The organism is Acinetobacter sp. YH01006, assembly GCF_013420445.1.
Classification (GTDB): Bacteria; Pseudomonadota; Gammaproteobacteria; order Pseudomonadales; family Moraxellaceae; genus Acinetobacter; species Acinetobacter pseudolwoffii.
In genome coordinates this window covers 104,269-125,286 of the sequence record NZ_VOYB01000009.1, presented here as the reverse complement: position 1 = coordinate 125,286, position 21,018 = coordinate 104,269, and the positions used below count along the sequence as shown (strand labels likewise).

Genomic DNA, 21,018 nt, shown 5'->3' with positions numbered 1-21,018 from the left:
TCAATTGCTCAAGTAAATTGGTGGGGACGGAGAGACTCGAACTCTCACACCTCGCGGCGCTGGAACCTAAATCCAGTGCGTCTACCAATTTCGCCACGTCCCCAATGGCTGTGTATATTATAGAGATCATTTCCAGCTGACAAGCCGTTTATAAGAAAAAAACACTCGTTTGATTAAATAAGAAACAATCCCGATTTTATTGTATTTTTCTCATTCGATTTCAGTCACTAAGTAGTGTTTAACCGCTTTAAAATCTGCCAACCGATGCTGTTTTTGCTTGCCTAGCATCAACGCTAACAACTTTTCAAAAATCTGAATTTGTTCAGGCAACTCAACTTTTAGGCGCTGACAATGTAAAAACGCCCAATCCAGATAGTCAGTTGCCTGCAAGCGCTGTCCACTCAGCCATTCATAAAAAATCACGCCCAAAGCATAAACTTCGCTCTGCAAGCTTTTGGCTTTTCCTTGGAATAATTCCGGTGCCATATAACGTGGTGTCGCATTAAGCTTATGAACTTCAAGCTGATCCAGAGGCTGGACGTGTTCAAAATCAAGTAGACATACCCTACCCTGATCATCAACAAAATGCTCCCGCTTTAAATCCGCATGCAAATAACCCAGCTGTTGCAGGCAGATTAAAGGTTCTACCGCTTGCAGCAAATGTTGTCGAATCTGCGTTACAGAAAGTTGATCTGGCATGATCTGAAAATGTGCTGGTGCATCGACCAGAATCAAAGCCTGTTCAAATTGTTCATGTTGAATGGTGAATGGCTGTTGAATAATTTGATGGGGAAGGAAAAAGTTCAGATCACTCGAACGGCTATGCGTTTGATAAAAATTCAGCTCCTGCTGCCAGCCCAGCTCTGCATGCGGAGATGATATTGAGCTGTCAGATTTAGTCGACACTTGAGTTTTTAGCCAGAATGCGGGCTGACCCGCAGCATAATACAGGCGTCGGCCAAAACCCAGACTGCGGGTTTTGGTTCTTGGTTGAAAATCGAAAGTATCAAGATGATCTAAATTAAGTGGTTGCAATATATTCAGGCTTTGGATCAGCAGTATATTGATAATTTAGCAGCTCCAGACAATGCTGAATAGTTTTCCCCACCCGTTCCTGAGTCTCGATTAAGGAAATTTTTGGCCAAGTGGCCCGTTCGCCTTCGTGCTGCAAGATTTTAAAGAGATAGGGCCGTGGATTTTGCAGCATATAGCTATAGTGGCGCAGGCTATATTTACCGACAATATTCACATCGCCATAATAACGCTGATCGACCACCCCATAGCCGTGATCGAGTATACGGCGTACAGGTGGCAAGCTTCCGGCATGTTCCCGGGCAAAATCCATCATTCCTTTGGTAATCACCGCACCCTGACGGCGTACAATCCGTTGTGGCCAGCTTAAGGTACCTTTGCGGAAACGTGCAACATCATCTTGCATAAATGGCACGATATGCGGATTGACCTGGCTGGCAATGGTGTAATTGATATTGTATAACCGGGCCATTTTTTCCTGCGGGAAATCACTGCGTACACTGCCATCGACCCAACGTGTTGCTCCCATATAAGGGGTATATTCACCATCATAACGCTTACTGGTCAGGCGTACTGGCGGAAACAGAATAGGGACTGCACAAGAGGCCAATACCGCACTCCAGACCAGCACATCCGGAGAAGTATAGGCATTTAAAATACGGGCATCCTGCGCCGAATCATAGGGGGCAACAGCAATATTGATATGCAGACCTGAGGTTTTGAGTGCTTCTTCAAAGGTCAGATCGCCTAAATTTTCGACCAGAAATTTTTTCAGGTATTTGACATCTGCCAGACCTCCATTGCCTTTCAGCAATTCACCCATGGTTCGGAAATGAAAAGCCTCATGAAAAAAATTATGCCCCTTCAAAAGATCGACATACTGCGAGGGTTTGGATACACCCAACATTGCCGTCATGATGGCACCTGCACTAGAACCTGACATGACCTTTGGCAATAAATCCTGCTCCATCAAAGCCTTACAAACGCCGGCATGAAACAGACCCAAGGTCGAGCCACCGGAAAACATCAGGGCCGGCTGACCATAGGCACGCTGACAGCCTTTAAAAAATTCAATTTTTTCTTCAATATTTAAACAGCTACAGTCTGTTGAAGCGATATGTGCCAGCCCCTGACTAACCTGCTCCACATAATCTTCAATAATTCTTTTGGTGCCGACATAGGCTTCGGTGAACAATAAAGGATGGGCAATATTGGCGATATCGTAGCTTAGACCTTCGCGCAGAATATACATCAGGTCGTGGGTACGTTTCCGTTGTCTATAGCGTCTTAATTTACCCAAACGATGCGCAATAACTTCTGCATCAAAATAGGGAGAACTATTGTCGAATTTCCATTCTTGCGCCCCGGATTCTTCATCTATTTTTAGCGCAATATATTTCCATTCCTCATAGGACTCAGCTTGTTGCAGCTGCTGCTTGAGTTTTTTAATACGATAGGCCTGATGTGGATTAATGTCCTGAGTAAAATCTTTAAACAGCATCTGCCTTCTTCCCTATATTGTATTTTTCATTCATCTTGCACTGCGTAGAAAATATGCACCGATCTGTTCATAACAACAATAGCGAAAATTCTCTGCTTTAAGCAAATTATCACACTTTTCAGGCTTTGACTGTGAATTTTAGGGTGATAGTATCCTAGACATAATTTTAAATCTGTAATGCTGAGATCATGGCGAAAATTGAGTTACCTGACAATATCTTGAATACCCTTTCGACTGTTCTGCTGCAACTTCAGCAAAGCCTGCCCGAGCTGAAACATGCTCCTGATTTTTCTGCACATGCCTATAAATGGCAACAGGGTGAACTCAAGCCCATTCATCAGCTTAGACAGATGGAACTGGCCGATTTAAAAGGGATTGAGCGACAAAAAGAAAAAGTCATTCAGAATACTTTGCAGTTCTTAAATGGGTTGCCTGCCAATGATGTCTTGTTGACTGGTTCGCGTGGCACCGGTAAATCCTCTATCGTTCGTGCCCTGCTGACCGAATACGCAGCGCAAGGTTTACGCCTGATTGAGATTGAACGCGATGACTTGTCAGAACTTCCGGAAATTCAAAAACTGATTGTAGACCGCCCTGAAAAGTTTATTGTCTATTGCGATGATCTGGCCTTTAACGCAGAAGATGAAAATTATCGCAGTTTAAAAAGTGTATTAGATGGTTCATTGCAATCGGGTTCGAGTAATTTTGTGATTTATGCAACCAGTAACCGCCGCCATTTACTGCCAGAATTTATGCATGAAAATACGCCTGTCACCCGGGTCGATGTTCCGCAATATACTGAGCTACATCCTCAGGAAGCAATTGAAGAGAAGATTTCGCTATCTGACCGTTTCGGCTTATGGCTGTCTTTTTATCCAATGGATCAGAATTTATATCTGGAAATTGTAGAGCATTATCTTAAAAAGGCTGAGATGGAATTGACCCCGGAAACCCGAGCCGAAGCCTTGCGCTGGTGTCAGGCACGCGGTCAACGTTCGGGACGTGCCGCGTATCAGTTTTCCAAGCACTGGGTTGGGTCGCAGCAGTTAAACTCTTTGTAAATTATTACTACTCAAAAAATAAAAAGCTCCGCCAGTACAGAGCTTTTTACTCACCTCAATCTTAGTTTTTATCACCAATAATCGTAGACCAGAACAAGTCATCAATCTCGCTACCATTAAAATAAACGGTGGCCTTTAACGATTCAGGCTGATTCTGTTTCACTTCAATCACCTGATCATAACGGTCAGTAATTTTCAGTACACCCTCTTTTGGCAAATGCTTATAATTATTTAATACAGTTTCATCCATCTTGAATGGTGTGGTGGTATCAAAGTCAAAACTGTAACGATAATCTGCCAGAGCAGGCTGACCGATAATCGTGCCACGACTGCTTAAGGTACGGATACCTTTGCTCTCACGACCATAATCATCGACTAGGCTATAACGATAATTTCTTACCTGCAAATACTCCTTACTCTTGCTGTTAAATTCCGCACCCGAAGCGCCGGCCTGATCCGTCTCTGCTATACGCTGAAATTCTAATTGATCGATTTGATAAAACTCGGATTGCCCTAATGCATCTTTACTTTTACGATGCACAATCGTGCCAGAAATCAGATAATCATCCTTGAGATTAAAATCTACATTTGAGCCATAGCGGACATTGGTGAAAGTTAAAGTGGTAGTGTCGCCATTTACGGTCTGAGTGATGCTCGAACCTTTACGATAGGTTTTATCCAGAACCACACAATTGTCTTTATTGTCTTTTAATTTCAGCGTCTTAACCGCACTATTGGTATTTACTTCCGAACAGATCAGATTTGGATATTTAATACTGTTTATACCCAGATTATAGATCTTGATGATACGGCCAGTGCGGCCATAGGGATAATCTCCAAATACCTCACCAATCATGTGACCCAAGGCAACGTTATAGTCGGTATCATTACTGCTATTTCCAGAAATTTTATCGCGAATTTTATCTAAGATTTTCTGATTTTCAAAAGGGATAAACTCTTTTGAAAGTTCAGGGGAAATGCTTTCCTTAGGAACATTTGGAGGCGTGGTCACTGCAGCACGATCTGAATCACTGCCGCTTGCGCCGCCACAGGCACTAAGTAAACCCGAGACAACAGCGAATCCGAATAGAGAAATCGGCTTTTTCATAAAATTTATTCCCTAAATTTCTATGCATTTTTATTTGATTATTACTAAATATTAACCATCTCAAAAGTGAACAGCCAAACGCTATAACTGCCGATTGATATTTTTTCTTGGCACTGCTTCTGTTTGGCACGTTTCATCATTCATTAAAGGAACTGTTATTTCTGTAAATTTAATGTAAATATTAAATGACATAGATCATGAAAAAATGAGCGGCTAGCCTGCTGTTCTTGCTGATCAGTCTTAGGCTTGAGTAATTTTTTAGTCGAATAAATAAGAAACATTATCTGTAATAAAATGCATCATATTTGTAAACTAAGCGTTAAAATCAGCTCTATATGGCAAACCATTAAAATGTATCATCCTCCTAGAAAAGCGATTTTCCGAAAAAAGTAATTGTGTTGTTAAATATATAAAAAAACAATGTATTACAATTATTTAAATATACTTAAAAAGCTAGACTTTAGTGTAAAGGATTGTTTTTTTTAAGCAACTTTTACTTTAGACTAGCTTTTCATTTTTTATATTTAAATTAACGGTTTAGGCAATGAAAATCCAAACAACATTATTAATCACTTGCGTGATAACACTAATGACAGCATGCAGCCAAGTTAAGACACAAGAATATTATGCTGAACATCTTGAAGAAGCACAAAAAGTCGTACAAAAGTGTGAGATTGAAGCCCGCAAAAACAAAGAACTAAAAGATAAGTTTGTAGAAAACTGTACCAATGCCAGCATGGCAGTCATGAATGGCATGCTTAACAATTTAAGCCAAGGCCTATTCAAATAAATACTTATAGCCTAACAACAAAGAGAACAATAATTTTGATGTTGGGCTATTTATATAGCCATAAATGGCTGTGTTTTTATTACTCTATTTAACCCGTTTACAATCTAAAAAATAATTTTACCCATTATATTTCAATATCTTGAAAAATTATGTTGCTTTATTCAGACGTTTATACTCAAACATATTCCTATCCGCTTGTGCGAGTGCTTCAAATAAACCATGCGCTGGATGGCGCATTGCCATACCAATTGCTGCTCCGATGTTTGCCGTGCTAAACGCTTCGATCAAACGTTCAAGCAGACTCACATTACTAGACTCATCATTTTCAATGCTCAGAATTACGAACTCATCTCCACCCAGACGGGCGATAATATCATTAATCCGTACATTTTCCCGGAGCACCTGAGCCGCTTTCTGAAGCAGCTTATCCCCTTCATCATGCCCTAGGCTGTCATTAACTTTTTTGAGGTCATTCAGGTCAATAAATAATACAGCAGCAGGATGACCATACCGTTTGCAGCGCTCTTCTTCTGCCCGTAACAGTTTTTTCCAGGCACGCCGGTTATATAATCCAGTTAACTCATCTTTACTGGCTTCTTCCTGCAATAATTCATGTTGTCTGATCTGCTCGCTTTGACGCAGTTCCGCCTGCAAAATCGAACTCAGTAGTTGACCAAATAACTCGACCATTCCCATATCCTGAAGAATCGCTTCGGATTTGATTTCCGGATCAATCGCACACAGTGTTCCAAACAGACTACCATCTTCATTGATTAAAGGCTGACCAATATAAGCCTTGATACTCACCTGCTGGTTAATCGGTGCAGTCGCATAAAGCGGAATATCTTCAGAACGAGGGGCAATTTTAGGTGCTTTACCTGCCACCATATGAGAACAGAAAGAGTCGGCCCATTGAAAAACCTGTCCAGCTTGTACATTGTAGCCATGATCTTCACTTTGCAGCACAATCCAGTCCTTAGCTTCTACTCGGGTGATCATCCATAAATTAAAGCCAAAATGCTGATGCAGAAACTGTAATACTGCCTGCCCAGCATCCTGAAAACTTTTAAAATTTATATTCTCCATCCGAAGTAACCCCTGTCCACATTTGCCAAAATATGAGTAATATAAAATTGGAAGTATTAAACTATTTTTCTGTATTTAATAGCGTGTATTTATCTTATAACAGCTATAAAAATAAATATTCACAACACATCGTTTCATAAGTTTTCATTAAAGAATTAATAATAAAAAAGAGGCCTAAGCCTCTTTCTGTCAAGCTGAATTTATACTTCCGCAGGATTGGTTAATTCCGTCATTGGCCAACGTGGTGTCGTCGTCACCGCCAAGCCATCCTGTTGCCCTGCTTTTAAACGCTGATAACCGGCAAAGGCAATCATCGCGCCATTATCAGTACAGAGTGCCGGTTCTGCATAATAAACAGTCGCTTTAATTTTGGCTAAATCTGCTTCTAAACGCTCACGTAAGCGTTTGTTGGCACTGACACCACCGGCAATCACTAAACGCTTCAAGCCCGTCTGTTTCAATGCTTTAACTGACTTTTTCACCAAGGTATCGACAATGGCTTCCTGAAAACTTGCTGCAATATCTGCATCACGGTTTTCATCACCCAGTTTTTTCATTTGTACAGATACAGCAGTTTTTAAACCGCTAAATGAGAATTCCAGCCCTTGATGGAGCATTGGACGTGGGAAAGCAAAAGCAGCAGGATTGCCTTGTTCAGCCAGTTTGGAAATGTTTGGCCCACCTGGATAGGGCAGACCCATCATTTTCGCCACTTTATCGAATGCTTCTCCGGCTGCATCATCAATCGATTCACCCAGCAATTCATACTGGCCAATGCCATAGGCTGCCATCAGTTGTGAATGCCCACCAGAGACCAACAGCGCCACAAATGGAAATTCTGGCGCTGTTTCAGACAACAATGGTGCGAGCATATGCCCCTCCATATGATGAACACCAATTGCCGGTTTGTTCAATGCAAAGGCCAAAGTTCGACCAAACAACGCACCTGTCATTAATGCGCCCATTAAACCTGGCCCACGTGTATAGGCAATGGCATCAATTTCCGATTTTTTGACGTCAGTTTGCTCCAATAATTCATTCATTAATGGAATCAGTTTACGCACATGATCACGTGACGCCAGCTCTGGAACCACACCGCCATATTCTGCATGCAGTTTAATCTGGCTATAAAGCACCTGCCCGCGTAAACCCAACTCGCTGTCATACAGCGCAAGTCCTGTTTCATCACACGACGTTTCCAAGCCTAAAACGATCATTAAACTGCCTATAACCTGTATCAATTCTATTGCAGTCACTATTATATGCTTGTGGTATGAGATGTAAATGAGTAAAATACTGACCTTCACTTGTGATCACAGGCATTCGGCCTGCGATCTTATCCATAACTTTATGAGGATTCTTCATGCCACAAGTTAAATTGAAAGAAGGCGAACCAGTAGACGTAGCTATCCGTCGTTTCAAACGTTCATGCGAAAAAGCGGGTGTTCTAGCTGACGTACGTAAGCGTGAATTCTACGAGAAACCAACTCAAGAACGTAAGCGCAAAAAAGCTGCTGCTGTTAAACGCTACCAAAAGAAATTGGCACGTGAATCAGTACGTACGACTCGCCTTTACTAAGATTAATTTGTGATTGACTGCCTGGATTAAATAATGACGACTTTAAAAGACCAAATCACGGATGTTTTGAAAGCAACAATGCGTGCAAAAGAAATGTCCAAGCTGACGGTCATACGTGGTCTACAGGCGGCAATTAAGCAAATCGAAGTCGATGAGCGCAAAGAACTTGACGACGCTCAAGTTCTTGCGGTCATTGAAAAACAAATTAAACAACGTAAAGAATCGATCAAGGCCTTTGATGGTGCTGGTCGAGAAGATTTAGCTAGTAAGGAACAAGCCGAGGTTGAGGTGTTATCTCAATTTCTACCAGAAGCTATGACTGAGGAAGAACTTGATTCCATCATTGCGCAAACGATTGCAGCGCAAGAAGCTACTAGCATGAAAGATATGGGTAAGGTGATGAATTCTCTGCGTCCGCTCATAGCCGGGCGCGCCGATCCTGCACAAGTTTCAGCTAAAATTAAAGCGAAACTTGCTTAATCCCACTTCTCTAATATTCGATCTTTAACGTTGAACTGACTTTTTATAAAAGACAGTTCTTAACGTATTCTTATTGCAAATAACAGTCAACCTGATAACGTTTCAGCAATTGCATCTCTTTTGAAGATTTCACTTCTATAATCACATCCTGTTTAGTTATCTTCTGAAACTGACGATCCAGATAAGCACGATTTTGGTCAGCCGCCTGATATAAGCGATCGGCATAACGTTGCACAATACTACAAAAATGTGAATTCTGTGCTGCGCTAAAACCTTGTTGCTGCGGATTCAAACCACCCAAGAATTGACGCGATTCCTTTTTATAGTCAGTATTAATACGCTCTACCGCATCTACATACTCAACAGCACTCGCAGCAAATACCGCATAATTCCACCCCAATAGACAGATGCCCAATAATATTTTCTTCATAGCATGCTTCAGATTTAATCGCACTGATCATTAAAAAAAGATTGTAGCCCGATTCAGTATATCCTGACCATATCATCCTGATATAAAAAGCTTAAAACCTGACTAAGGCTTAAATTTTATATTGACGTGCCTGCTGCATCTGTTTCAGGCGTTGGTTAATGGTTGCAGATAAAGATTGATTATTTTTCGCTGTACGCTGTGCATGTAATAATGACTTGATGGCAGTTTCCTCATAACCGGACCAGTATTCTACTTCTGCACGATAACGCAGCACATTGGCGGCCTTGATTGCCGATGCAGGCTCTGCATTGGTCGCCAGTTGCATCAGTCGCCAGCCGCTCACATCGCGGGAATTGGCATTCAAAAATTTTTGTACAATCTGTTTAGCTTGATCTGGTTGCTGGGCACGAATCAAGACTTCTGCATATTTATAATTGAGCGCGCGGTTTTCCGGCATGATTCGCGCTGCTGAAGCCACACTTTTCAGCGCTGCATTCAACTGGTTCTGACCTAAGTAAATATCAGTCTGAAACAAGACCAATAAAGGATGCATCTGGTTATGCTTTTTCGCCTGATCTAAAGCAGCCTGTGCGGCCTGAAAATCACTTTGCTGTATCTGGTAGGCAGCCAAAGCAAGCTGACCGGCAAAATTATTCTGCCGATTCATCAAACTGAGCTGCTCCTCACTGGTCTGGCGAGACAGCACCCTGCTATACCATTTGATAATCTCAAAGTCCTGATCATTCAGCTTAGGTTTGACCGCAGGCAGCTGATTGGCACGCAAACGTGCTTCACTCATACGCTCAGTCGTCAGTGGATGGGTGAACCAGAAATCCGGCAGGAAGCTTAAGCGACTGGTCGAGCGATGCATGACTTCGAAGAAGTCAGCCATACTATGCGGGTTATAGCCCGAACGATACATATATTGCATGCCAATTCGGTCTGCTTCACGCTCCTGATTACGACTATAAGTCAGCTGTTTATCCATCAACGCGGCTTGCGAACCCATCATCACCGCAGCACCCGCATCACCATCCGCCTGAGAGGCCACCAACGCCCCGACCAAAATTCCGGCCAATGCCAGCAAACCCTGCCCTTTAAAAGCATCTTGAGAGCGACTGTAATGACGTTGTGTGACATGTGCAATTTCATGCGCCATCACCCCCGCCACTTCATCCATATTTCGGGCTGAATTGATTAAACCAGCATTAAGAGCAAACAGCCCTCCCGGCACAGCAAAAGCATTAATTTGTGGATCATTAATCACCAGTAAACCAATGGGCTGTTGTAACTGAGTCTGACTGAGAATATGAGAAAATACCGACAGCAGCTGGTCTTCCAGCCATGGATTCTGCATGACTGGCATTTGCTTATGCACTTCGCGATAGACTTTTTCACCGATCATTCTTTCTTTTTGCTGATCGAGTAAACCCACGCCTGTACCAATATCAGGCACAGAAAAGTGTGCAGTCGCTTGATTAAAATCATGGCTAGAGCTATGCCCTGTCACCATGCACATCGTTAAGCCACACGCCAACGCCAATCGTTTCAATGAAAAATCTCTAAATCTATTGTTCTAAGCTGCCTTGAATATAGCATTGAAAAATGGGCATATACGCAAGAAAATGTTATTTAATATTATTGAAACTCAGGATTAACCACATAGCGTGGCACTCGCCCTTCTAAAGCATCCACCAGATTCTGATAGGCCAATTCGGCCATTTTTTTACGGGTTGCAGCCGTCGCAGAACCCACATGTGGCAATGTAACCACATTGTCCAACTGAAATAATTCAGATTCTTTTAAAGGTTCTTTCTGATAGACATCGAGACCGGCAGCAAAAATCTGCTTGGCTTTTAAAGCGTCAATTAAAGCCTGCTCATCAATGACTGAGCCACGTGAAATATTCACCAATACCGCATGTGGTTGCATTTTTTCCAACTCAGCCGCTGCAATCAGCGCTTTAGAATCAGCATTTAAGTCAACCGCAATAACGACAAAGTCGGAACGCTGTAATAGTTCATCTAAGTCAGAATACTGTGCATTCAGGCCTTGGGCCAATTCTGGTTTTTCACGGCGATTATGGTACAGAATATTCATATTGAAACCATAAAAACCACGACGTGCAACTGCAGCTCCAATATGACCCAGACCGATAATACCTAAAGTTTTTCCAAAAATATCCAGACCAAATTGTGCTTCACCGACAGTACGCTGCCATTGTCCTTGTTTGGTCCAGTGATCCAGATAAGCCACTTTACGTGCCGCAGACATCAACAATGTAAAAGCCAGATCTGCCGTGGTTTCAGTCAGTACATGCGGGGTATGGCTGAGATAGATATTTTTTTCATTTAAATAATCAAGTTCATAGTTGTCATAACCGACACTGACACTAGAAATGACTTTAAGCCGGGTGGCAGTCGCCAGATTGTCACGATTCAGCAATCGACCTGCACCAATCATGCCATCGGCATCCTGAACCTCCTGCAAAAGCTGCCGGTTCACATCGCCTAACTTGGGTTGTATATAAGCGACATCATAATGTTGTTCAAGTTTATTTTGAATATCAGCATCGATCTGACTAAATACAACCACTTTTTGTTTCATATTTTTTATTCCAAACTCATATTATTTCAAGCTGGCAGACCTATTTTGCATAAACTGCCATAAACGTTTTTTCAGAATTGGCTGATCTAGCATTTCCTGTAAAGAAGCCAACTGGATTATTTTACTATTTGAAATATAAGGTACAGTTCCCAAAAAAATAATATTTTTCTCGGCACTCATCCCATCGAGAAAACCCTGAATATAAGAGTCCACACCGCGCCCATCCTGAACATTGGCCCAAGGAAATGGCCAGTTCAGCTCACAAAACTCGCTGACCACTGCACGCTGGATATTCGTCCATAAATTCTGGGTTTCTTCAGTCATTGCAGTCGCATCAATCACAATACTGCAATGGGCCAGACTTAAAATCTGCAAACTAAATGGCAGAATTTGTATGATTTCACGCTGTTCCTGAACCAGTACTGGCGTGGGCACTGATACCACAGGCATGACTTCAGCTTCGGGCTGAATAACCGGCTCAGGAATTGATAGATCTGTAAATACCTCGGGCTGCTTGGACTGAGGCAAGACAATGTCACTGTGAAATTCTGGTGCAGCCTGATCACGCCAGATCGAGACCTGATGTGGCTGACATGCGCTGTCCCTAGGAATCCAGAGATCAATTCCTAATGTTGCCAGTATGTCACGCTGATGCCCTATCATCTTTTCATCATCACCAATTTCAGGCTGAACATTTTAGCCGGATTGCCTCTACTTTGCCGAACTTTTTCCGCTTTTCTTTTTTATCCTGATGGATTCTAATACAAAGTCGATCTGCCTGCTAAAAACTGTACTTTTAATACTCAATTAAATCACTACCTCTGTTATAACAGATGCAGTTTCAAACTGTGAATTGTTGTCTTCTTTTTTACATAATGGTTAAACTGTTTTTCTTCAACATTTGTTGAATAATCTGCTCTGCCTCAAAACCCAAGCGCCAATAAAGCAGTTCCATCACATCCAGTTCGTCCTGAGTCACAATACGGTCGCTCCACAAACAGGCTTCTGCGATACCCAAAATCCCGAGACGTTCACGCAGTAAAAGTCCCGCAATATCATTCAGAATTTCCGCCAGATCAATCGGCTCATCAGAAATTTCATTGTATAAGTCCAATTCTCGAGCCGACAAAATCCGGTTTAAAATGCGTTCGCGAACCTCAAGCTGGTTTCCGCTATTAATCTGCTGCACATGCAACAAGGCATCAATCAGACGCACAATCTGGGGCTTAACTTCATCCAAAGCTGTTGGAATATGTGCGGGCAATAGATTCAGTTCATATTTGACACATTCCAGCAATAAGGCATCGAGCAAGCCAATTTCACCATCTTCCTGAATAATTCGTGCCAGTTTCATCAAAAACTGACGTGCAACTGTGGTGGGCATCCCGCCAATATTCTTACAAGCTTGCTGGAAAATCGAAATATGCACCCGCCCATCCAGATTCAGCAGTGAATCTACAATGGCGCGGCTCACCTCAGCCTCAGTCGGAATAAATTCACGATATTGACGAATCATCAAAATGGCAACCATGACTTCACGCGAGCCGGTCGCCGTCTGCAATGCACGTTCAAGCAACTCCGGACGCGGCATACTCAGCCGCAGCTCTGGATTCAGTGGCTTGATCGCATCTTTAATTGCAAAGCTGATTGGAGATAGACGCAACAACGGCAGAGGCTGTGGCGAACTCCAGCTCATCGCAGTCTCGGGCACCACTTCTTCCAGAGAACGAAATAAACTGAATAAAGGCTGATTCTTGAGTTTCTTCAAGTTCTCGAGCTGCAAATCCTGAATCAGGGCAGGATTTAATTCATAAATTCGTTGATTAATATTTGGGTGAATATTCAACCAGTTTTGCGGACTCAAGGAATTGGCAAAACACATATGGGAAATGGATTCGGCATATTCACTATAGATTTGCGAACCGGAATGATGCACATGAATTCTGAGTAAAGTCTGGATATTGGCATCATTTTGAATCAGGCGGCGAGTTTTCTGGTCATTCTTAAAAGTGCGTCCACCCAGTGAAATATATTTAATAAAGCGTGTGATCAATACCCCCAAACTGCCAATCAGCCAGATTACTGCGCCAATTGCGACATAAAAGGTTTCAAACTTATTTTCACGTCGAATATCAGTTCGATAGAAACCAGATTTGGCAATTTTGCTGCCCCACTGGCTAAAGGTGGTTAAACTGCTATACAAAATTTTTAAGCGGGTATTTTCCGCAGTTTCACCCGACAGAATTTTATTAAATTCGTGACTGAGTAAACCATACAGCTCGACTTTATCCAGAGTTTGTACCGCACCCCAAGTCAGAATAATCGCGGTATCTCGCGGGCTAAAACCCGCCGTCAGCGTATTAACTCCAACTTCATCGGGCAGTACATACACCGCCGGAGGTTCAATTAAAAAGGTATCGGCCAGCTGCTGGGTAATTTGCAGTGCCGCACTTTCCTCAGGAATACTTTCCATCGGGCTGAGACGGCGCGCACCCATCTGTTTTGCCAGCGAATAACCGCCATTCCGGAAAAGATAAAATTCATAGATGACCGAGATCAGCATCACACATAACAGCAACGCAATCAGATAAGGACTGAGCATATGCCAGAAAATAGACTGGGTAGAATCAACATAAAAAACGAATAGACCAACAACGGTATTGATAATAAAAATAGTTAACAGCACAGCAATCAAGCAGAAGCTTACAGGCAATACGATATTCTTGTTTTTTATAAAATCATATCCTACGTTGCGCAATGTAGAACCCTAGTTAAGATTATTTTCAATGGGTTCATCATAAAACAAAAAAGCGGGAAATTCCCGCTTTTTCATGATGATTTTAAGCGCTTAGACTTCACGTACGCCAGTTAAATCCACAGAAGCTGCATCGATATTCACATCGATGTAATTCCCTTCTTTCATGGCACTGTCACTACGTTTTTGCTGTAGATCATCCAGATACTGCGCATCAATACCACCCGCGACATAAACGCCGTCAAATACCGAACAGTCAAAATCTTTCAGATCTGGCACTTTGGTGGTTCGAACTGCATCTTTTAAATCTTCCAGATCCTGGAACACCAAACGGTCTGCACCAATAATTTCACGAATTTCTTCAACGCTACGATCTGAGGCAATTAGCTCTGATTTTGCCGGCATATCGATACCGTACACGTTTGGATATTTCACCATCGGTGCTGCGGAAGCAAAGAAGACTTTTTTCGCACCAGAATCACGTGCCATCTGGATAATTTCATTACAGGTCGTACCACGCACAATCGAGTCATCGACCAATAGTACGTTTTTACCCTTAAATTCAAGCTCAACCGGGTTCAGTTTTTGACGTACCGATTTTTTACGTAGTTGCTGACCTGGCATAATAAAAGTACGACCGATATAACGGTTTTTCATGAAACCTTCACGGAATTTCACACCCAGCATATTGGCAAGTTCCAATGCAGAAGTACGTGAAGTATCCGGAATCGGAATCACCACATCGATATCATGCTCTTCACCCCACTCGCGCAGAATTTTTTGCGCCAGCTTCTCACCCATTTTCAGACGTGCTTTATACACCGAGATTCCATCAATAATGGCATCCGGACGGGCAAAATACACATATTCAAAAATACATGGACGATATTCAGGATTGCTCGCACATTGCTTGGTAAAGAAATTACCTTGTAAATCGATAAATACCGCTTCACCTGGCTGAATATCACGCTCAACTTTGAAGCCCAGCGCAGTAATCGCAACCGATTCAGAAGCTATGATATATTCCATGCCCTGTTCAGTTTCACGTGAACCGTAAATCAGTGGACGGATACCATTCGGATCACGGAAGCCCACCAGACCTTGTCCGGTAATCATTGCTACCACACCATAAGCGCCTTTACAACGCTCATGCACACGTGTTACCGCATGGAAAATATCTTCCGAAGTCGGCACCAATTTGCCATGTTTTTGCAATTCATGCGCTAGCACGTTTAGCAGCACTTCTGAATCAGAATCCGTGTTCATATGACGCAAGTCAGTTTTGAACAGGTCATCGTGAATTTCTTCGGCATTGGTCAAATTACCGTTATGCGCCAAGGTAATTCCATACGGCGAGTTCACATAAAATGGCTGTGCTTCTGCACTGCTCGATGAACCGGCTGTTGGATAACGCACATGACCAATCCCGTAATTTCCTTTCAAGGCACGCATATGACGGGTATGAAATACATCACGCACCATCCCATTGTCTTTACGAAGGAACAGACGCCCTTCATCACATGTCACGATCCCAGCTGCATCTTGTCCACGATGTTGTAACATCGTTAATGCATCAAACAACATTTGGTTAACGGGTGATTTACCAGCTATACCAACTACTCCACACATAGCAACCTCGCAGACAAGCTAGGATTAATAAAAAGGATTATTTGTAGACTCATCTGCAGCTCCAGATTTGGACGATGTTTCAGATGATACAGCTGAAGGTTTCGATGTCCCTTCAGGCTTGATATGTTGTAGTGCGCCATTCGCGGCGTCTTTCGACATTTGAGTCGCCCAAGGCGCATAAGGCAATAAGGCTTGAATAAACTTGGACTGTTTCCAGTGCGGTGAGCTTTCTACCCATGGGCCAATGCCTTGCATGGTAATCAGTACAATCAGCAAGCCTTTCAGGCTACCAAAGACACCACCCGCCAGACGGTTAAGCGGACCCAGTTTAAGACTCTTTAAAATACGGTTTAAAAGCGCAGTGACGATCCAGGTCAGAACCACAATTAACAGGACGATAAAGGCGAAGGCTGCTATCTTTTGTACGACTGGATCTGTACTCAGAGCAACCATAGACGGCGCAAGTAGCGTTGAATATTTTGCCGCAACAATCAGGGCAAAGATCCATCCCACTAAGTTCGCAAAGGCTTTAATAAATCCTTGACGCAAACCGTTGAGCCCTCCAATGAGCAAGATAATCAGCAGAAAGATATCAATGGCATTCATAGGATTTAAAGTGCGTCTACACAATCTTTTACAAGTTCAGGTCCAGTATAGATGAGGCCACTATAAACTTGTACAAGGCTGGCACCTGCCTGTTTCTTGGCAACAGCATCTGCGCCTGAAAGAATACCACCCACACCAATCAAGGGAATTTGTCCTTTTAACACCTGAGCAAATGCAGCCAGACATGCGGTACTTTTCTCAAAGACTGGCGCGCCAGATAGACCACCTGCCTCCTCTGCATGCGCCAGACCTTCCACCCCTTCACGTGACAGTGTGGTATTGGTCACGATCAGACCATCAATCTTGAATTGCAGTAACTGCTTGGCAATAAAGGCAATATCGGTTTCGTCCAGATCAGGCGCTACTTTAAGGACCAAAGGTACATAATGCTGGTATTCCTGCGCCAATTCAAGCTGACGGTTTTTCAATGTTTCAAGCAGTTCGGTCAGTGCATCACCACTTTGTAAACTGCGCAGATTTTTGGTATTGGGAGAAGAAATATTGACGGTAATGTAAGACGCATAATTATAGACTTTTTCTAAACAGATAAGGTAATCATCTACTGCTTTTTCTACCGGAGTATCAGCGTTTTTACCGATATTGATGCCGAGAATGCCTTTAAATTTGGCAGCTTTGACATTTTCCACCAGCTGATCTACACCCTCATTATTAAAACCCATACGGTTAATAATGGCTTTGGCCTGTGGCAAACGGAATAACCGCGGATGGGGATTGCCGGCTTGCGGTCGCGGGGTAATGGTGCCAATTTCAATAAAACCAAAACCTTGACCAGCAAGGGCGTCAATATAAGCACCATTTTTGTCTAAACCTGCCGCAAGACCTACTGGATTGGGAAATTCGATTCCCATACAAGTCACAGGTTTCGCAGCAACATTTTGACGCATCAAGCCCATTTTATGGGATGATTTTAATAGTGATAGTGTCAGCTCATGTGCACGCTCTGGTGCTAAAGAAAACAACAAAGGGCGGGCTAGAGAATACAACATATCTAGAAAAGTCTACTGCTTTTTAAGTCGGCATATTATAGGCATAGGCTGACAAAAAAACCATGCTTTGCAAATCTTTATTTTTACCGTTTATTGCACGGTCGCGGTTAATTTAATCTGTCCTGCTTCATTATTTAGTTCCATTTTCTCAACACTTAGACCCATTTGTGCCAGTTGAGTCAGGAAGTTTGCCAATACTGCATAATTTTCATGCATGACTGCCAATTGAATTTTCCCATCTATTTGCTGCGATGCAACCGAAAGACCTTGTTGCTGTGCCACCCGCTGTACTTTCTCTGCGGCATCCAGCTGCATGTCTCCAGCAGGTTTCATGGTGACTGCATTACTTTGCATCCAGACAATGGTATCTTTCAGCTGATTTAAACGTTTCTGCTGGGTGTCTGCTGCCTGATGCATATACCAGAGTGCTGAACTGACCGCAGCCACAACTACAAAAATAGTGGTAAAAATCACCAATACCCGTTCACGTGCCGAGAGACTGTCCAGATAATCCCTCAGTTTTTCAAAAGACTGATCCATGCGATTTTGTAGCGCTTCGATGGCTTTCATTATTGCACCCTCACCAGCCCAATGGCACCTGTTCCGCTGGCCTGAATATTCCCCAGCTCCACTTTAAAGCCTTGCTGACTCAATTGCTTGGTCAATGCATTTAGCATATCTGATGAATTGGCCTTGAGCTCCATACTCAACACAGACGCATCATAATTGATCCGTTGTGCCACAATCTGGTTCTGCATCAAGACTGGCCCCACCCGGCTAATCAGCTGCAATGCCTGTGTATCGGCAATCTGGCTTTGACGCAACTGCCCTTCAAACTGGCTTTTGATATTCTGCTCAGTGACCGGATAATTTTGCCCAAACCAGTACTTGAACTGATCAACGGCCTGTGCAGCGGTCTGATTTGCCACTTTTTTGTATTGATACCAGCGCACCGCATCATAACCAAACTGTAAGACTAATATGCCCAGAAATACAGCTGCACATGCTTTCCAGTAACCGGAAATGGCACCTTCAGATTTGGCTTTGGGCAATACATTAAACGCATGCTGTTTAGGTTTTTTCAATACAGGAAGGACATACTGAAAAGATTCTAACTGCTCCTGTGTGACCAGTGCTTCTAGGCTACTTAACTGATCCTGACTCAGATTACTGACTTTATAATGCAAATCTTTGGGCTGATAATCCAGATACAGACTCAGATCATCCAGTGACTGGCCGATATATTCTGCTTCTCGTACCAACAAGCGCCCACCAATTTGGGTAATCATCCGCTGATTGGCTTCAGGAACCGGCAGCACCAAAAAGTCTGGCAGCAAAGCCGCCAGCTTGACGGGAATCAGGTTGAGAGAATACTGCAAGGTCTCGAGGGTCGAATTCGCAACCCCCATAATACTGACCTGATCAGGCTGCTGAAAATGATGCAGCACTTTCATGGCATCGACGGGCAGCACCACATACTCTTCAAGCAGATACTTGATGCCCTCATTGCCCATTTTTTTATATTGGCTCTTGGGCAAAGTCTGCTGCAAAATTTGCACATGACGGCTCGGGAAAAACACTACTGCTTCTTCGCCATGATGAGCCTGAATCTCCTGAATCAACTGCTCAAGTGTGGCCGCAGTGTTCCAGAATTCCCCAGTTGACCATTGCCAAACCCCATTGGCTTCTGGCATCCATAAATACAACATTGATTGTGTTCTGCCGTTTTAATTAATTTTTTATAGTGTAGGAATAAAGCTTTTTATCTGTGTGGATAAACCCGGGGCAATCACCGCCTGATCATAAATACGCGCTTCTGCCAATGCATAAGGATGAAAAGATTCAGCCAGCAGAATGGAAGACATATGTGCCACCACATTCATATGACACACCACTGCAATCGACTCATAAGGCAGTTGCGACAACCATTCCACTGCAACTTTGGCATCATCATCCGGTTTAATCGTATTACAGATCACCACCGGCACATCTTTAAAATACTGCTGCAAATGTGCCAGAGTTTCCTGCGCGCGCAATAAGGGACTCACCACAAATACTTCAGGCTTAATCTGATCTTTCAAGTACTGTGCAGTTTGCTCAGCCTGTTGATGGCCACGCTCCGTCAATGGTCGCTTGCTATCATTACCATTGACCGGTGGTGCGGCCTCGCCATGTCGGACTAAAGTCAGTTGCATTTGATTTCCTTATATTCTTTTGCCTGCATGTTAACCCGCTGATATGACAATTCGCAGACAGTCCCTGTGTTATAGATCAGACTTGATGATGTGGCAAGACAAATTCGACATCACTGCGATGCCCGTTTTTCATCAATGACAATGCAATATTGAGTGGTGGCGCACCTTCAAAAATCACATCATACAAAGCCGAGGTAATTGGCATATACACATCGAGCTCTTCCGAACGTGCCTTCACCTGCACAATGGTATTAATCCCTTCTGCCGTTTGCCCCAATTCAGTCGTTGCTTGCTCCAAAGTCTTACCCTTGCCAAGCGCGTAGCCCACCTGATAATTACGGCTGAGCGGACTGCTACAGGTTGCAAACAAATCACCAACACCTGAAAGCCCAAGGAAAGTCAGCGGATTAGCACCGAGTTTTACTGCAAAACGGCTCATTTCAGCCAAAGCACGGGTCAGGATCATACTCTTGGTATTTTCACCCACGTTATATGCTGCTGCCATACCCATCGCGACAGCATAAATATTTTTTAATGCGCCCCCGAGTTCTACCCCATGCACATCATCACTAGCAAATACGCGGAACAAGGCACTATGTAAGGCTTGTTGTACGGCATAACGCACCAGCTCGGATTGGCTGGCAATCACGGTTCCTGCTGGCTGTCCTGCCACAATTTCTTTGGCCAGATTCGGTCCTGATAACACACCATAAGGCACTTCAGGCAACACTTCACGAATGATATCGCTCATGAAACTAAAGGTTTTGGCTTCAATCCCTTTGGTGAGTGAAATCACGGCTTGTGAGGTGATAAAAGGCTTGATTTGTTGCAGGACATCCCGAAAAGAATGACTTGGAATCGCGACTAAAATAATATCACGATCACGCACAGCCAGTTCCAGATCCGACACAGCCAGTAAGTTTTCTTCCAGCTGGAAATCTGGCAAATAACGTTTATTGATATGCGTGGCATTGATATCTGCCGCAACAGCTTCATCACGAATCCAGATCATGGTATTACAACCATTACGCACTGCGGTATTGGCCATTGCGGTACCAAAACTACCCCCACCCAACACCGTGACTCTTAAAGCGGTCTTATGATCGACTGCAACCGGCTCGACCAGTGCTGAAAAATTTAATTCTGACATGT

21 protein-coding genes and 1 tRNA gene are annotated in these 21,018 nt (G+C 43.2%); 4 read left to right on the top strand and 18 right to left on the bottom strand.

Annotated features, from left to right (window positions below):
- Positions 1–18 precede the first annotated feature (18 nt).
- The 3 genes from FTT73_RS09765 to FTT73_RS09755 all read right to left on the bottom strand — a co-directional run bounded on the left by FTT73_RS09765 (position 19) and on the right by FTT73_RS09755 (position 2,533).
- A tRNA-Leu gene (locus FTT73_RS09765) sits at positions 19–103 on the bottom strand.
- Between the two features lie 107 nt (positions 104–210).
- A complete protein-coding gene (locus tag FTT73_RS09760) occupies positions 211–1,035 on the bottom strand; it encodes a protein kinase (RefSeq protein ID WP_100329776.1) in 825 nt (274 codons plus the stop codon).
- The gene (locus FTT73_RS09755) at positions 1,022–2,533 is read right to left on the bottom strand and encodes a DUF3336 domain-containing protein (RefSeq protein ID WP_180191356.1); all 1,512 of its coding nucleotides are present in this window, start codon (positions 2,531–2,533) and stop codon (positions 1,022–1,024) included. The genes FTT73_RS09760 and FTT73_RS09755 overlap by 14 nt, the downstream gene beginning before the upstream one ends.
- A gap of 188 nt (positions 2,534–2,721) precedes the next feature.
- On the opposite strand from FTT73_RS09755, the gene FTT73_RS09750 reads away from it, so the two are divergent.
- On the top strand, positions 2,722–3,594 hold the full coding sequence (locus FTT73_RS09750; RefSeq protein WP_180077341.1) for an ATP-binding protein: 873 nt from the start codon (positions 2,722–2,724) through the stop codon (positions 3,592–3,594).
- Between the two features lie 61 nt (positions 3,595–3,655).
- Here the strand turns inward: FTT73_RS09750 and FTT73_RS09745 are convergent, their stop codons facing one another.
- Positions 3,656–4,702: a hypothetical protein gene (locus FTT73_RS09745; RefSeq protein WP_180077339.1), complete on the bottom strand. Its 1,047-nt coding sequence runs from the start codon at positions 4,700–4,702 to the stop codon at positions 3,656–3,658.
- Between the two features lie 544 nt (positions 4,703–5,246).
- Here FTT73_RS09745 and FTT73_RS09740 point away from each other — a divergent pair.
- Entirely contained in the window at positions 5,247–5,492 is a 246-nt protein-coding gene (locus tag FTT73_RS09740) for an EexN family lipoprotein (RefSeq protein WP_180072088.1), read from the top strand.
- A 147-nt stretch (positions 5,493–5,639) separates the two neighbouring features.
- Here the strand turns inward: FTT73_RS09740 and FTT73_RS09735 are convergent, their stop codons facing one another.
- Both FTT73_RS09735 and tsaD read right to left on the bottom strand, forming a co-directional pair.
- The gene (locus FTT73_RS09735) at positions 5,640–6,578 is read right to left on the bottom strand and encodes a sensor domain-containing diguanylate cyclase (protein WP_180072089.1); all 939 of its coding nucleotides are present in this window, start codon (positions 6,576–6,578) and stop codon (positions 5,640–5,642) included.
- A 200-nt stretch (positions 6,579–6,778) separates the two neighbouring features.
- Positions 6,779–7,795: a tRNA (adenosine(37)-N6)-threonylcarbamoyltransferase complex transferase subunit TsaD gene (gene tsaD / locus FTT73_RS09730; protein ID WP_005171546.1), complete on the bottom strand. Its 1,017-nt coding sequence runs from the start codon at positions 7,793–7,795 to the stop codon at positions 6,779–6,781.
- 146 nt (positions 7,796–7,941) lie between these two features.
- Here tsaD and rpsU point away from each other — a divergent pair, with 146 nt between their 5' ends.
- Both rpsU and FTT73_RS09720 read left to right on the top strand, forming a co-directional pair.
- Positions 7,942–8,157, top strand: coding sequence for a 30S ribosomal protein S21 (gene rpsU / locus FTT73_RS09725; protein WP_001136722.1), 216 nt, complete (start codon positions 7,942–7,944; stop codon positions 8,155–8,157).
- 33 nt (positions 8,158–8,190) lie between these two features.
- Positions 8,191–8,637, top strand: a complete 447-nt coding sequence (locus FTT73_RS09720; protein ID WP_004729943.1) for a GatB/YqeY domain-containing protein — start codon at positions 8,191–8,193, stop codon at positions 8,635–8,637.
- A gap of 70 nt (positions 8,638–8,707) precedes the next feature.
- Here FTT73_RS09720 and FTT73_RS09715 read toward each other — a convergent pair whose 3' ends face one another.
- The 12 genes from FTT73_RS09715 to FTT73_RS09660 all read right to left on the bottom strand — a co-directional run bounded on the left by FTT73_RS09715 (position 8,708) and on the right by FTT73_RS09660 (position 21,016).
- Positions 8,708–9,067: a hypothetical protein gene (locus FTT73_RS09715; protein ID WP_004729945.1), complete on the bottom strand. Its 360-nt coding sequence runs from the start codon at positions 9,065–9,067 to the stop codon at positions 8,708–8,710.
- A gap of 109 nt (positions 9,068–9,176) precedes the next feature.
- A complete protein-coding gene (locus FTT73_RS09710; protein WP_218944592.1) occupies positions 9,177–10,619 on the bottom strand; it encodes a M48 family metalloprotease in 1,443 nt (480 codons plus the stop codon).
- Between the two features lie 86 nt (positions 10,620–10,705).
- Positions 10,706–11,674 (bottom strand): D-glycerate dehydrogenase, encoded by a 969-nt coding sequence (locus tag FTT73_RS09705; RefSeq protein ID WP_005096586.1) that lies wholly within the window; start codon positions 11,672–11,674, stop codon positions 10,706–10,708.
- A gap of 21 nt (positions 11,675–11,695) precedes the next feature.
- Positions 11,696–12,337 (bottom strand): hypothetical protein, encoded by a 642-nt coding sequence (locus tag FTT73_RS09700; RefSeq protein WP_100329781.1) that lies wholly within the window; start codon positions 12,335–12,337, stop codon positions 11,696–11,698.
- A 205-nt stretch (positions 12,338–12,542) separates the two neighbouring features.
- Positions 12,543–14,432 (bottom strand): M48 family metalloprotease, encoded by a 1,890-nt coding sequence (locus FTT73_RS09695; protein ID WP_100358068.1) that lies wholly within the window; start codon positions 14,430–14,432, stop codon positions 12,543–12,545.
- Between the two features lie 90 nt (positions 14,433–14,522).
- The gene (purF, locus tag FTT73_RS09690) at positions 14,523–16,058 is read right to left on the bottom strand and encodes an amidophosphoribosyltransferase (RefSeq protein ID WP_005096582.1); all 1,536 of its coding nucleotides are present in this window, start codon (positions 16,056–16,058) and stop codon (positions 14,523–14,525) included.
- Between the two features lie 24 nt (positions 16,059–16,082).
- On the bottom strand, positions 16,083–16,664 hold the full coding sequence (locus tag FTT73_RS09685; RefSeq protein WP_005096581.1) for a CvpA family protein: 582 nt from the start codon (positions 16,662–16,664) through the stop codon (positions 16,083–16,085).
- 5 nt (positions 16,665–16,669) lie between these two features.
- A complete protein-coding gene (locus tag FTT73_RS09680; RefSeq protein ID WP_005096580.1) occupies positions 16,670–17,671 on the bottom strand; it encodes a quinone-dependent dihydroorotate dehydrogenase in 1,002 nt (333 codons plus the stop codon).
- Positions 17,672–17,761: 90 nt separating this feature from the next.
- Positions 17,762–18,241 (bottom strand): type II secretion system protein GspM, encoded by a 480-nt coding sequence (gene gspM, locus FTT73_RS09675; protein WP_005096579.1) that lies wholly within the window; start codon positions 18,239–18,241, stop codon positions 17,762–17,764.
- Positions 18,241–19,380, bottom strand: coding sequence for a type II secretion system protein GspL (gene gspL, locus FTT73_RS09670; protein WP_100534937.1), 1,140 nt, complete (start codon positions 19,378–19,380; stop codon positions 18,241–18,243). The genes gspM and gspL overlap by 1 nt, the downstream gene beginning before the upstream one ends.
- 30 nt (positions 19,381–19,410) lie before the next feature.
- Positions 19,411–19,866: a phosphohistidine phosphatase SixA gene (sixA, locus tag FTT73_RS09665; protein ID WP_180191355.1), complete on the bottom strand. Its 456-nt coding sequence runs from the start codon at positions 19,864–19,866 to the stop codon at positions 19,411–19,413.
- Positions 19,867–19,942: 76 nt separating this feature from the next.
- On the bottom strand, positions 19,943–21,016 hold the full coding sequence (locus tag FTT73_RS09660; protein WP_180191354.1) for an NAD(P)H-dependent glycerol-3-phosphate dehydrogenase: 1,074 nt from the start codon (positions 21,014–21,016) through the stop codon (positions 19,943–19,945).
- Between the last annotated feature and the right edge of the window lie 2 nt (positions 21,017–21,018).